9 protein-coding genes are annotated in these 13762 nt (G+C 64.4%); 7 read left to right on the forward strand and 2 right to left on the reverse strand.

Annotated elements, in window-relative coordinates:
- Positions 1-109: 109 nt before the first annotated feature.
- Both ACE04I_RS21470 and ACE04I_RS21475 read left to right on the forward strand, forming a co-directional pair.
- Positions 110-1333, forward strand: coding sequence for a YeeE/YedE family protein (locus ACE04I_RS21470; protein WP_046792622.1), 1224 nt, complete (start codon positions 110-112; stop codon positions 1331-1333).
- A 263-nt stretch (positions 1334-1596) separates the two neighbouring features.
- Positions 1597-2934, forward strand: coding sequence for a DUF2778 domain-containing protein (locus ACE04I_RS21475; protein WP_487207590.1), 1338 nt, complete (start codon positions 1597-1599; stop codon positions 2932-2934).
- A gap of 9 nt (positions 2935-2943) precedes the next feature.
- Here the strand turns inward: ACE04I_RS21475 and ACE04I_RS21480 are convergent, their stop codons facing one another.
- The gene (locus tag ACE04I_RS21480; protein ID WP_046792621.1) at positions 2944-4089 is read right to left on the reverse strand and encodes an amidohydrolase; all 1146 of its coding nucleotides are present in this window, start codon (positions 4087-4089) and stop codon (positions 2944-2946) included.
- A gap of 130 nt (positions 4090-4219) precedes the next feature.
- Here ACE04I_RS21480 and ACE04I_RS21485 point away from each other — a divergent pair, with 130 nt between their 5' ends.
- Both ACE04I_RS21485 and ACE04I_RS21490 read left to right on the forward strand, forming a co-directional pair.
- The gene (locus ACE04I_RS21485) at positions 4220-5080 is read left to right on the forward strand and encodes an NmrA family NAD(P)-binding protein (RefSeq protein ID WP_046792620.1); all 861 of its coding nucleotides are present in this window, start codon (positions 4220-4222) and stop codon (positions 5078-5080) included.
- Positions 5081-5156: 76 nt separating this feature from the next.
- Positions 5157-5789, forward strand: a complete 633-nt coding sequence (locus ACE04I_RS21490; RefSeq protein ID WP_046792619.1) for a Pr6Pr family membrane protein — start codon at positions 5157-5159, stop codon at positions 5787-5789.
- A 15-nt stretch (positions 5790-5804) separates the two neighbouring features.
- Here ACE04I_RS21490 and ACE04I_RS21495 read toward each other — a convergent pair whose 3' ends face one another.
- Positions 5805-8291 (reverse strand): ATP-dependent helicase, encoded by a 2487-nt coding sequence (locus ACE04I_RS21495; protein ID WP_046792618.1) that lies wholly within the window; start codon positions 8289-8291, stop codon positions 5805-5807.
- Between the two features lie 250 nt (positions 8292-8541).
- On the opposite strand from ACE04I_RS21495, the gene ACE04I_RS21500 reads away from it, so the two are divergent.
- The 3 genes from ACE04I_RS21500 to ACE04I_RS21510 all read left to right on the forward strand — a co-directional run bounded on the left by ACE04I_RS21500 (position 8542) and on the right by ACE04I_RS21510 (position 13399).
- Positions 8542-9729 carry an efflux RND transporter periplasmic adaptor subunit gene (locus tag ACE04I_RS21500; RefSeq protein WP_046792617.1) on the forward strand — a complete coding sequence of 396 codons (1188 nt, stop codon included), beginning with the start codon at positions 8542-8544 and terminating at the stop codon, positions 9727-9729.
- Entirely contained in the window at positions 9726-12896 is a 3171-nt protein-coding gene (locus ACE04I_RS21505) for an efflux RND transporter permease subunit (protein WP_046792616.1), read from the forward strand. Before ACE04I_RS21500 ends, ACE04I_RS21505 begins: the two co-directional genes overlap by 4 nt.
- A 215-nt stretch (positions 12897-13111) precedes the next feature.
- Positions 13112-13399 (forward strand): GIY-YIG nuclease family protein, encoded by a 288-nt coding sequence (locus tag ACE04I_RS21510; RefSeq protein ID WP_046792615.1) that lies wholly within the window; start codon positions 13112-13114, stop codon positions 13397-13399.
- Positions 13400-13762 lie beyond the last annotated feature (363 nt).

Genomic DNA, 13762 nt, shown 5'->3' on the forward strand with positions numbered 1-13762 from the left:
GCGGCGAAGACGGAAAGACGAATCCGCATGCTTGGCGGAGGTTGAAACCTCGTTCCTCGCGAGGCTTGGACGCGGCGTTTATACACACTCCAAAGATTGGAGTTTCATCATGTCCGTTTCGTCTTCCATCGAGCCGCGTGCCGCCGGCCTGCCTCCGCTCGGCGCGCCAGGACTTGCAGCACTCGCGGCGCTCGTTGTCGGCACTCTGTTGCTCGGGCTCTATTACGGCCCCGTTCAAGGTGTGCTGTTCCTGATCGGCGGCGCGCTCGGCATTTCGCTTTATCATGCGGCCTTCGGCTTTACCTCCGCCTGGCGCGTCTTCATCGCCGAGGGCAGGGGACGGGGGCTCCGCGTGCAGATGATCCTGCTCGCCATCGCCGTCATCCTGTTCTTCCCGGCGCTCGCCAATGGCGTGCTCTTCGGCAACGAGGTGCGCGGCTCGGTTTCGCCCGCCGGTCTCGGCGTCATCGTCGGCGCCTTCATGTTCGGCCTCGGCATGCAGCTTGGCGGCGGCTGCGCCTCCGGCACGTTGTTTACCGCCGGCGGCGGTAATGCCCGCATGCTGGTCACGCTCTTCTTCTTCATCCTAGGCTCTGTTCTCGCCACCATCCATTTCGACTGGTGGGTGAGCCTGCCGTCGCTGCCGCCGACCTCGCTCGTCACCAGCTTCGGCGCGGCGGGTGGCATCGCCGTCTCGCTTCTGATCTTCGCGGCGATCGCGGCTCTAACCGTGTGGATCGAGAAAATCCGTCACGGCACGCTCGAAAAGGAACCCGCATCGCCGCGCGAAGGCTTTGCGCGCTTCCTGCGTGGTCCCTGGCCGCTGGTGTTCGGCGCGGTCGCGCTGGCGCTTCTCAACTTCGCCACCCTGGCGCTCGCCGGCCGGCCCTGGGGCATCACCTCGGCATTCGCGCTCTGGGGCGCCAAGGGTGCACAGGTGATCGGCATAGACCCCACCGCCTGGACCTATTGGCAGACACCCGCCAACGCCAAGGCGCTCGCCGGCAGCGTCTTTGCGGATGTCACCTCGGTCATGGATTTCGGCATCGTCGCCGGCGCCATGCTGGCTGCAGCACTCGCTGGCCGCTTTGCGCCGAGCCTCGATATTCCGCTGCGCTCGATCCTCGCCGCGGTCATCGGCGGGCTCCTGCTCGGTTACGGCGCGCGCATCGCCTATGGCTGCAATATCGGGGCCTATTTCTCCGGCATCGCGTCGGGCAGCCTGCACGGCTATCTCTGGGCGGTCGCAGCCTTCGCGGGCAATGTGCTCGGCGTCAAGCTTCGTCCATGGTTCTTCATGGAGCGCGCCACCATCCGCAGGATCGACGGCTAAGCCGTCTGCCCCGGCCTCATCAGCCGCTCCGAATGCTCCGCTGACACCTCCCCGCCGCATTTTCGCTAAATTTTGGGCAATTTGCGGCTGTATTCGCGATTCCGAAAATATTGACAGGGCGGCGTATCACATCGGGGCGGTGTAAACACATTGGTTACCATACTCGTTCATTCTCATGCGTATTCGCCCGTTTCCCCGCCGTTCGCGGGGGCCGCGAGAAAAGCGGCGGGCATCGGTGTGAGTGACGGTACGGGTAACGGGTGATGGTGCGTTCGATCCAGGTTTCCAAGAACAGCGGACATATGCAGGTAACGGGTCCGCGCCGCAGGAAACCCCGCCGCTCGCTTCTGACGAACATGGTCATCGGGACCGGCCTCGTCGTCGCGACGCTGATGACGGCAAGCGTCGTGACGCTCGCCATGTCGGTCAGGGGCGCTTCCAGCGTCGGCTTCGAAACCGCTCTGGTGCGGCCGCTCGCAGCTCCACCCGTGGCCTCGGATCGGCATCTCGAAGTTTCCAAGTTCTCACGGCTGGAAAACCGCTTCGCCGCCGCACCCAAGGCAGCCCGTCTTGAAGGGGCCGAACTTGCAGCCCTGAATGCGCGCCGCCCGGAGACCGCCGTCGTCAGGCAGAACCTGGAAGTGGCTTTCGCGCGCGCCGCCCATGAGGAGAAATTCGCCGAGCTTGCGGCGAGCCGGCCCGAAGCAAAGACCATCAAGGCGGCGCTCGCTCCCGCCATGGCAAGCCTCGTCGTAGTCGCGCCGCGTGGTGCATCGGCGCCGGATCTGGTTCAGGAAGCCGCGCCGCCGGTGAGCGTCGCGGAACTCGAGAACATGCCGCCAGTCGAAATGGCAGCCCTTGAGGAAGCGCCCGCGATCGTAGAGGAACCCGCTCCCGCTCCCGCTCCCGCTCCCGCTCCCGCTCCTGCTGACGCCAGCGGTCTGCCGATGGCCGGCCCGCTGCCCGACACGCGTCCGGCAGCCGCTCCGAAGCCTGCGACCGCCAACGCGCTGGCCGCGATCGACCAGGTCGCGCCGCAGAAGCCCCGCAAGGTGGAGAAGGACAAGGACGACGAGCCGACCGCGCTTGCCTTCGCAAAGCCGAACAATCCGATGCGCGAAGAGCCCGCGGCTCCAGCACCCAAATGGCCGGGAATCGGCAGCAAGGTCGCCATCTACGACATCACCAACGGCGTCGTGCACATGCCGAACGGCACGAAGCTCGAGGCCCATTCCGGCATCGGCAAGATGCGCGACAACCCGAAATACACGCATGTGAAGATGAACGGCCCAACGCCTCCCGGCACCTACAGACTGTCGATGCGCGAAAAGCCCTTTCATGGCGTCGCCGCCATCCGCCTGACCTCCGTCGACGGCAAGCATCCGCAGGGCCGCACCGGCCTCCTGGCGCACACCTATCTCCTGCGCTCCAATCCCGGCGATTCGCACGGCTGCGTCGCGTTCAAGAACTACGACAAGTTCCTGGCCGCCTTCCGCCGCGGCGAGGTCACCCATATGGTCATCGTGCCCGAACATGACGGCCGCCGCCCCGGCAGGAGCAACAACCTGCTGGTCAACCTCTTCGGCGGCCGCGACACGTAACGTATTGGGTCAGCCGAGAATATCCCGGCCTACGCGCATGAACACGCTCGCGCCGATCGGGATCAGCTCGTCCGGAAAATCGTAATTGGGATTGTGCACCGCCGGCATGTTCTCGCCCGCGCCGAGGAAGAACATGGCCGATCTGGAGACCGCGCCGAAACGGCCGAAATCCTCCGACGCCCGCAGCGCTTCGCCGTCCTCGTGGCTCACCTTTTCCGCATCCATTGCGGCGCGCAGCAGCCTCGTGGCCTCCGCGTCGTTTTCGCAATGGCCGAAGATGTCGTGATATTCCATCTGGCACTGGAGCCCGCCGGCCGCGGCTGCGTCGCTGGCCAACGTCTCCGCCGCCGCGACGAGCGCCTCCATCTGTCCGTCCGTCATGGTGCGTAGCGTCACCCATAGCTCGGCCCGTCCCGGCGCAATCCCGAAGGCCGGTTCGCCGATCGAGGCATGCGTCACGGTCGCAAGCACGAGATCGCCGGCGGCGACCGTGCCTCTGCTCAAGCCCGTGAGCGCCGGCATCAGGCTTGCGACGGCAGGCGCGGGAGAAATGCCGGTTTCGGGCATGGAGGCATGCGCCGTCCTGCCTTCGAGCACGATCTTCAGGCCCCGCGAGGCGCAATTGGCCGTGCCCTCCTTCAGCCAGGCATGGCCAAACGGCAGGCCCGGCATATTGTGCAGGGAGAAAGCGTAATCGGGCCGCAGTTCGGCAAATTTCTCGTCGGCGATCACCGCCGCCGCGCCCGCGCCGGTTTCCTCGGCCGGCTGGAAGAGCAGGATCGCCCGCCCGCGCTCCGGCCGTTTCCGGCCGAAGGCCCGGCCGAGTGCCGCGAGCGTCGCCATATGCCCGTCATGCCCGCACATGTGACCCTTGCCGGGAATGCGCGAACGATGTTCCGGCTGGCCCAATTCCTCGATCGGCAGCGCGTCGAGCTCGGCGCGGAACATCACCGTCGGCCCCGGCTTTCCGCTGTCGTAGATCACCGCCACGCCCGTGCCGCCGAGACCGGAGACCACGCGGTCCGGCCGCGTCTCGCCAAGAAAGGACATGACCTCGGCGGCGGTCGCCACCTCTTGCCCCGAAACCTCCGGCATGGTGTGCAGCTTCCGCCGCCATGCGGTCAGTTCGATCACGTCCTGATTGGTGAGCTGCATCGGCGTCCTCCGTATTTTTGCGTGCAGGAAGAGGTATCCGTCCACGAAGGCAGGCGCAATGCCGATCCCTGCGCGCAGGGAACCCTGGCGGCTGTGGAGAATTCCTTCTTGAACCCAGGAGGAGGACCCGATGCACATCATTCTTGGTGGAACCGGCCATGTGGGATCTGTGGCGGCCGAGACGCTTCTTTCGCGCGGCGAGCCGGTGACGATCGTTGCGCGGCATCCCGAAAAGGCGGATCGGCTGCGCCGCAAGGGCGCGGAAATCGCGGCCGCGGATGTCCATGACACCGAAGCGCTCCGAAAAATCCTTCGAAAGGGCGGGCGCCTTTATGCGCTCAATCCGCCCGCGCCGCCATCGAGCGATACGGACGCCGAGGAGAAGGCGACGATCGCCTCGATCCTCGCGGCAATCGAGGGCTCAGGGCTGGAAAAGGTCGTCGGCCACTCCACCTATGGCGCCCAGAAGGGCGAAGGGATCGGTGATCTCGGCACGCTTTACGGGCTGGAGGAGGGGCTGAAGCGGCAACCGATCCCGGCAAGCATCCTTCGCGCGGCCTACTATATGAGCAATTGGGATTTCGCGCTGGAAGCGGCGCGGGCAGAGGGCGTGCTGAATACCTTCTTCCCGGAGGATCATCGCTTGCCGATGGTGGCTCCGCAGGATTTGGGTGAGGCGGCGGCCGATCTGATGATGGAGCCGGCCGAGCAGGCTCGGCTGCTGCATGTGGAGGGGCCCGAGCATTACTGCCCGGCCGATGTCGCTGCGGCTTTTGCCGAAGTTCTGGGAAGGCCGGTCAGGACCGTCACCACGCCGCGCGAAGAATGGGAGCGGGCTTATCGCGCGCTCGGCTTTTCCGATGCGGCCGTGAAATCCTATGCGGGCATGACGGGGCTGACGCTGGACGCGCCGATGCGGCCTGCGAACGGGGTGAGGCGGGGAAGGATGACGCTACGGGACTATGTGAGAGGGCTTGTCTCGCCAGGCTGATTCCAGGAGATGAAATGTTCCGGCCGATCGTGTAGAAGGTTGCAGAGGAATCTCCTCTCAACTGCGGGAGAACTGAATGCTCACGGAACGCGCATCCGCCCTGTCGCGAATGGCTGCCGCGGCAATCGCGATTTCCGCCTGGCTCGGCCTCCTGATCGAGTTGCGCACGGTGATAGTGAATGGGGCAAGTCTGGCCGGTGCGCTCTGGGCGATCTTCGGCTATTTCACGATCATCACGAATTTCCTGGTCGCCATCGTCTTCAGCCACATCGCCATCGCGGGACTTCGCCCGAAAGATAGCTGGCGGGTCGGCGGTTTGGCGCTCAGCATCATGCTGGTCGGGGTCGTCTTCGCTCTTCTGCTGCAAGGGCTGCGGGAGCTTCAAGGCGCGCGCCTCCTCGCGGATTTCCTGCTGCACCGGCTCAATCCGGTCCTCGTTCCGCTGTTCTGGCTGCTCTTCGTTCCCAGGAACGCGCTCACCTTCCGTGCGCCGTTCCAGTGGATGCTCTATCCGCTTCTCTATTTCGCCTACGGCACCATCCGCGGCCGGGCGCAAGGCTCCTATGCCTATCCCTTCCTCGATGTCGGCGCTCTCGGATGGACGCAGGTTCTTCTCAACGCGGTGATGATAGCGATCGGTTTTCTGGTCGTCGGGGCGACAATGGTCTGGCTCGACAGGCGGATTGCGGCACCCGCCGCACCGGAATGATGTGGAAACAGCCTATCAGACCCTCTCCACAAACCCGTCCAGCACCCGCTTCTGGCCGGCCTTGTCGAAATCGATGGTGAGCTTGTTGCCCTCGATGGCCGAGATATTGCCGTTGCCGAACTTGATGTGGAACACCCGGTCGCCGATGGAGAATTTGGACGGCGTGTCGGCCACGGATTTCGCCACGAGCTCGCCTTCGATCGTGCGCCCGCGCGGGCCGCTCTCGCCATAGCCGATCCGCTCCACCGCATGGCCAGAGCGGGTGCCCCAATTGTCGCGGGTGGCATCCGTGCGGTTCGCTTGAGCGCGCCGCCAGCCGGGCGTCGAATAGCTGTTGGCGAACGGTTCCGCCTTGTCGAAACGCGATTGGCCATAGCCGCCGCGCCCACCATAACCGCCGTAACTGTTGTCGGAGGCGGCGACCTCCACATGGGAGGGCGGCAGCTCGTCGAGGAACCGTGAGGGCATGGTGGATTGCCAGAGCCCGTGGATGCGGCGGTTCGAGACGAACCAGATATGGCAGCGGTGCTTGGCGCGGGTGATGCCCACATAGGCCAGCCGCCGCTCCTCTTCGAGCCCCGAACGCCCGCCTTCGTCCAGCGCCCGCTGGTGCGGAAAGAGGCCTTCTTCCCAGCCGGGCAGGAAGACCGTGTCGAATTCCAGCCCCTTGGCCGAATGCAGCGTCATGATCGAGACCGCATCCATGTCCTCGTTCTGCTCCGCCTCCATCACCAGCGAGACGTGTTCGAGGAAGCCGCGCATGCTCTCGAAAGCCTCCATGGAACGGATGAGTTCTTTCAGGTTTTCGAGCCGTCCCGGTGCTTCCGCCGATTTGTCGTTCTTCCACATGTCGGTATAGCCGGACTCTTCGAGGATCTGCTCGGCAAGCTCTAGATGAGTAACTGCTTCAAGCTTTTGCTGCCAGTTCCTGAAGTTTTGCACGAGGTCGAACAGGGCCTTGCGCGCCTTCGGCTTCAGCTCGTCCGTCTCTATGATTTCGGAAGCCGCTGCCAGCATCGGGATGTCGCGGGCACGGGCATAGTCGTGCAGATAGCGCACCGTGGTATCGCCCAGCCCACGCTTCGGCGTATTGACGATCCGCTCGAAGGCGAGGTCGTCGGCCGGCTGGCAGGTCAGGCGGAAATAGGCCATGGCGTCGCGGATTTCGAGCCGCTCGTAGAAGCGCGGACCGCCGATGACGCGGTAGTTGAGGCCGAGCGTCACGAATCGGTCTTCGAATTCGCGCATCTGGAACGAGGCGCGCACCAGGATCGCCATGTCGTTCAGGGCGTGCTTCTTGCCGCCGCTATTGCCATTGCCGTCGCCCCGCTGCAGCCGCTCGATCTCCTCGCCGACGGCGCGGGCCTCTTCTTCCGAGTCCCAGGCGGCGTGCACGATCACCTTCTCGTCGTCCGGATCGACCCGGTCGGTGAAGAGCGTCTTGCCGAGCCGGCCCTCGTTATGGGCGATCAGATGGCCGGCCGCGCCGAGAATGTGCTCGGTGGAGCGGTAGTTGCGCTCCAGCTTGATGACCTTGGCGCCCGGAAAATCCTTCTCGAAGCGCAGGATGTTGTCCACCTCCGCGCCGCGCCAGCCGTAGATCGACTGGTCGTCGTCGCCGACGCAGCAGACGTTTTGGGCCACGCCCTTCGGCCGTTGCGCGAGCAGCCTCAGCCACATGTACTGCGCCGTGTTGGTGTCCTGATATTCGTCCACCAGGATGTAGCGGAACCTGTCGTGATAGTCCTTCAGCACGTCCGGGTTCTGGCGGAAGATCGCGATCGGATGCAGCAGCAGATCGCCGAAATCACAGGCATTGAGGCTTTTGAGCCGCGCCTGGTAGGCGGCGTAGAGTTCGCGTCCCTTGCCGTTGGCAAACGCCCGCGCGTCTCCCTCCGGAATGTCCTTCGGCAAGAGCCCCTTGTTCTTCCAGCCGTCGATCATGCCGGCGAACTGACGGGCGGGCCAGCGCTTGTCGTCCAACCCCTCGGCCTGGATGAGCTGCTTGATGAGCCGGATCACGTCGTCCGTGTCGAGAATGGTGAAATCGGAGCGAAGCCCCGCGAGCTCCGCATGCCGGCGCAAAAGCTTGACGCCGATCGAGTGGAAGGTGCCGAGCCAGGGCATGCCTTCGACCGCGCCGCCGACGAGCACGCCGATGCGCTCCTTCATCTCGCGCGCCGCCTTGTTGGTGAAGGTGACGGCCAGCATCTGTGAAGGGAAGGCGCGGCCGGTGGCGAGGATATGGGCGATGCGGGTGGTCAGCACGCGCGTCTTGCCAGTACCGGCGCCGGCGAGCACCAATACGGGCCCGTCCAGCGTCTCCACCGCTTCGCGCTGTTCCGGGTTGAGACCGGAGAGATAATCCGGCGCGGCGCGGCGCTGGTCGCGGGCCGCCATGGCGCGGGCGGCGATGCCGAGGCCGCCGGCCGCCGGCTCGGGATTTTTGCGCGGCGCGGGTTCCTCGTCGAAGAACGGGATGTCGTCGAAACTGTTAGTCATGCGGCCAATGTAGTGATTCGAGCCTGAAAGGCTAGAAAATGTTCCTCTTTTATTCCCAATCTCTCCACAAGGAGCGGCTAAATTGTGGAGAGACTGCTTCCGGACTCTCGTAGGTCGTCCGACCCTGGACTTTTCACGGGTAAATTACATTTCCGTAAGGTTGTCGATCCGCCATTGCCTGCGCGCCCGCAAAAATGGATACTTGGCCGGAAAATCAAGGCTTTTGCGCGCGCCCGACCCGGAGAACTGAATGCGGATTTGGAAACAGCTTGTACTCGGCATGGCTATACTTGCCGGAGCGCTCTGTCTCTGGGTTTTCCTGGTGCCGAGCGCCGGGGGGATTTTGGCGAAGATCGGCGTGCCGGGCCAGGTGGTTGCCGCTATCCGTCCGGAACAAGGCGGTCAGGCTGCCTCGCCGGAGAACGAGCCCGACGCACCGCGTCAGGGTGGGACCCAAGGTGCAGGGCAGGGCGGTGGAAACCGCGCGACCACGGTGGCGATCCGTCCCGTTGCGACCGGCACCGTCAACGACCGCTTCTCCGCGATCGGCAGCGGCGAGGCCATCCAGTCGGTCGTCGTCATGCCGCAGTCCATCGGAACCATCTCGGAGATCATGGTCCGCTCCGGCGAGAAGGTTAAGAAGGGCCAGGTTCTCGCCCGCCTCGACGATGACGAGCAGATCATCGAGCGCGACAAGGCGCGGGTGACGCTGCAGAGCGCCACGGAAAAATCCGCCTCCTACAGAAATCTCCGGTCGGTCTCCCGCCTCGACGTCCTGGATGCGCAGATCGCCGAGCAGTCGGCCAAGCTCGCCCTTGCCACCGCCGAGCTCAACCTGAAGCGCCGCGATATCACCGCGCCGATCGACGGCATTACCGGCATCGTCGCGGTCAATATCGGCGACAACGTCACCACCCAGACCAACATAGTGACGATCGACGACCGTTCCGCCATCCTCGTCGATTTCTGGGCCCCGGAACGGTTTGCGACTGCCGTTACCGCCGGCCTGCCGGTGGAGGCGACCTCGATCGCCCGTCCGGGCAAAGTCTTCTCCGGCGCGGTCGAGTCGATCGACAACCGTGTCGATGCCGCGAGCCGCACCATGCGCATCCGCGCCCGCGTCGATAATGCCGAAGACGAGCTGCGCGCCGGCATGTCCTTCAGTGTCTCCATGCGCTTCCCCGGCGAGACCTATCCCACGGTCGATCCGCTGGCCGTCCAGTGGGACGGCGAGGGCTCCTATGTCTGGCAGGTCCAGGACGGCAAGTCGGTGAAGGCCCGCGTGCGCATCATCCAGCGCAATCCGGATTCGGTCCTCGTGGAGGCCGCGTTGAAGGAGGGCGATCCCGTCGTGGTGGAAGGCCTGCAGCGCGTGCGTGAAGGCGGCGCGGTCCGCGTTCTCGGAGCCCCGGCATCGGCGGAGGTGGCGAGCCAATGAAGATAGAGGTTCCCCCGACCGGCCCGATCCCGGGCGAGGAGAAATCCAGCCAGACCTTCACTGCGCTCTTCGTCCGCCGCCCGATTCTCGCGGCGGTGCTCAACACGCTGCTCGTGGTCGCCGGACTTGCCGCGCTCTTCGGCATTGAGGTCCGCGAGCTGCCGGATGTCGATCAGCCCGTCATCACGGTGCGCACCAATTACGACGGCGCATCGCCGCAGACCATGGACCAGGAGGTGACCCAGGTCATCGAGGGGGCGGTGGCGCGCGTCAGCGGCCTGAAGGCGATTTCCTCGCAGTCGCAGTTCGGCTCCAGCCGCGTGACGCTGGAATTCTCCGATTCCGTCGATCTTTCGGAAGCCGCCAACGACACGCGTGATGCGATCGGCCGCATCACCAACCAGCTGCCGGATGACGCCGACGATCCCCGCATCGTGAAAGCGGATTCCGATTCCGAAGCCATCATGCGGCTTGCCGTCACCTCCAGCAAACTTTCGATGGACGACCTGACCCAGCTCGTCGACAACGAGATCGTCGACCGTCTGGCGGCGGTCGAGGGCGTGGCCGATGTCGAGCTTTACGGCGACCAGGAGAAGGTCTTCCGCGTCGACGTGAACCAGGCGGCACTCGCCGGCCGCGGGCTGACGGTGGGCGATGTCTCGAATGCGCTCGAAAGTGCGGCCCTCGACGTTCCGGCCGGCTCACTGAAGAGCACGACGCAGGACATCGTGGTGCGCGCCACCGCCAACCTCACCACGCCACATGATTTCGAAAACGTCCTCATCAGTCCCAACGTGCGCCTGCGCGACGTCGCGACCGTGAGCCTCGGTCCGGACGACGGCACGACGGTGCTGCGCTCGAACGGCGTGCAGGGCGTCGGCCTCGGCATCATCCGCCAGGCCCAGTCGAACACGCTGAACATTTCCGAAGGCGTCAAGACCGCCGTCGCCGAGATGCAGTCGATCCTTCCCGAGGGCACGCGGATTGCGGTCACCAGCAACGACGCCGTCTTCATCGAGGGCGCGCTGCACGAGGTGGAGATCGCCCTCCTGCTCTCGGCGACCGTCGTCGTCGTCGTCATCTACCTCTTCCTGCGGGATTGGCGCGCGACGCTCATTCCGGCGCTCACCATGCCCGTGGCGCTGATCGGCACCCTGATCGCGATGTATCTGGTCGGCTTCTCGATCAACATCCTCACGCTGCTGGCGATCGTGCTGGCGACCGGCCTTGTGGTGGACGATGCGATCGTTGTCTTGGAAAACATCGTCCGGCGGCGGTCGGAGGGCATGGGGCCGCGTGCCGCGGCCGTCCTCGGCACCCAGGAAGTCTTCTTCGCCGTCATCGCCACCACGGCGACGCTGGCGGCCGTGTTCATTCCGCTCTCCTTCCTGCCCGGCCAGATCGGTGGCCTGTTCAAGGAATTCGGCTTCGTGCTCGCCTTTGCCGTCGCGCTGTCTTCCATCACCGCGCTGACCCTTTGCCCGATGCTGGCCTCGCGCATGCTGGTAAAGCCGATCAAGGAAAAGCACGGGCCGCTGCATTGGTTCGGCCAGAAGTTCGCCCGCCTCTATGCCTCGGCGCTGCACTCCTGCCTGAACGCTCCGCTCGTCGTCATCGTCGTTGCGGTGCTCTTCTCGGTCGCCGCCTATAACGTCTTCGGTCTGGTCAAGAGCGAGATCACGCCGCGCGAGGATCGTTCCATGGTGATGATGCGGGCCACGGCTCCGCAGGGCGTCAGCCTGGATTACACGCGCGACCAGCTTCAGCGTGTCGAGGAGAACCTGAAGCCGCTGGTGGATTCGGGCGAGATCCAGAATATTTTCTCGATTTCCGGTTTCGGCAGCAACAAGAACAGCGGCTTCATGGTGCTGACACTCGCGCCCTGGGACGAGCGCGACCGCACGCAGGATCAGATCGTCGCCGACATCAATGCGGCCGCCCAGCGAGTGCCGGCACTGCGCGGCTTTGCCATGCAATCGAACAGCCTGCGCATCCGCGGCGCCGGCAACGGCCTGCAGATGGCGCTGGTCGGTCACGACTATGAAAAGCTGACGGCGGCTGCGCAGCAGCTCGTGCGCGAGATGGAGGATACGCAGCTCTTCGATACGCCGCGCCTCACCAACGAGCCGACCCAGGCGCAGCTCTCCGTCACGATCGATCGCGAGCGTGCCTCCGATCTCGGCATCGATATCACGGGGCTCTCGACCGCGCTTCAATCGCTGCTGGAGGGCCGGTCTGTCGTGGATGTCTTCGTCGGCGGCGACGCGCTGCCGGTGAAGCTCACCTCCACCACGCGGCCGATCGACGATCCGACCGATCTCGAAAACATCTTCCTGAAGACGGGCGACGGCAAGATCGTGCCGATGTCGACGATTGCGACGTTGAAGGAAAACGCGGTCGCCCCGCAGCTCAACCGCGAACAGCAGCTCGCTTCCGTCTCGATTTCCGCAGGCCTTCGCGACGGTGTTTCGCTCGGCCAAGCGGTCAACGAGGTGACGGCACTTGCCGAGCCGCTGTTGCCGCCGGGCTCCAGGCTGATGCCGCTCGCCGAAGCCAAGACGCTGGGCGAGAATTCGAACGCCATGCTGATGACCTTCGGCTTCGCGATCGCCATCATCTTCCTGGTGCTGGCCGCGCAGTTCGAAAGCGTGCTTTCCTCGATCATCATCATGTCCACCGTTCCGCTCGGGCTCGCCTGCGCCGCGATCGCGCTGGTGGTCACCGGCTCGAGCCTCAACGTCTACAGCCAGATCGGCCTCGTGCTCCTGGTGGGCGTCATGGCCAAAAACGGCATCCTGATCGTGGAATTCGCCAACCAGCTTCGCGATCACGGCGCGAGCGTTCGCGAGGCGATCGAGAAGGCCTGCTCCATCCGCCTTCGCCCGGTCATGATGACGATGATCGCGACCGTCATCGGCGGCGTGCCGCTGGTGCTGGCCCAGGGGGCTGGCGCCGAAGCGCGCATCGCGCTCGGCTGGGTCATTGTCGGCGGCCTCGGCTTCGCCACGCTGGTGACGCTCTTCATCACCCCGGTCGCCTATCTCCTGATCGCTCGCTTCGCCACCCCGCACGCCCATGATGAGCATCGGCTTCATCAGGAACTCGCCAATGCGGCCCGCGCCCGCAAGCTGGACGAGGACGAGCGCCCGCTGCTTGCGGCGGAGTAGGTGTTTTCGTTTGAGATATACCCGGCGAGTAAGTGGGGCACGCCGGCACTACATCCTCCCGTCATTCCTGTGCTTGTCACAGGAATCCAGCCGCCGTGCGTCTGCACGGCGAGAGGACTCTTTGAGCAATCGTCCGGCTGGGTGGCTGCTTTGCCTTACCAACGAGTTCGAATTAAACCTTTACGTGCATGTAGACGTCATGCAATCATCGCCTCATGCGCTGTGGCTATGTCTACATCCTGGCATCGAAACGGAACGGCACGCTCTATACCGGCGTGACCAGCGATCTGCCGGGGCGGCTCTATGAACATCAGAATGAGCTGACGCCGGGCTTCACCAGCCGCTATGGCGTCAAGACGCTCGTCTGGTTCGAAATCCATGATCTGGTGGTGGATGCCATCCGGCGGGAAAAGACCATCAAGAAATGGCCGAGAGCGTGGAAGCTCAATCTGATCGAAAGCGTCAATCCGGAATGGGAGGACATTTCTCCCTGGCTTCTCTGAATGGCAAACTGTCTTTTGCGCCCAAGGACTTGGGCGCGCTGGATCCCTGTGACAAGCACAGGGATGACGGAGAAAACAGCCGCCCGCGAAGAAATTTTCATCCTCCTTCATCCCCGCTCTCCAACTTTGCCTCATACTGTCCCTGTCCTGTTTCGGCTGCACCGGTCAAGCATCGCCGGCGAGATGGGGCCGGTGCCCTTTCGATCCGCCGTTGATGCAGGCGGGCAGTTAGGGGCTGCGCAGAAAATGGTCTCCCTCTCGCCTGAGAAACGGCGGGGCGTGCGTGTGTCGCACACAACCCGGCCCGGCTAATAATCAACAACATATGGGCCGCCGCAGAGGGACCGGAGTTGCGCGGAAAAA

The organism is Rhizobium moroccans, from assembly GCF_057559155.1.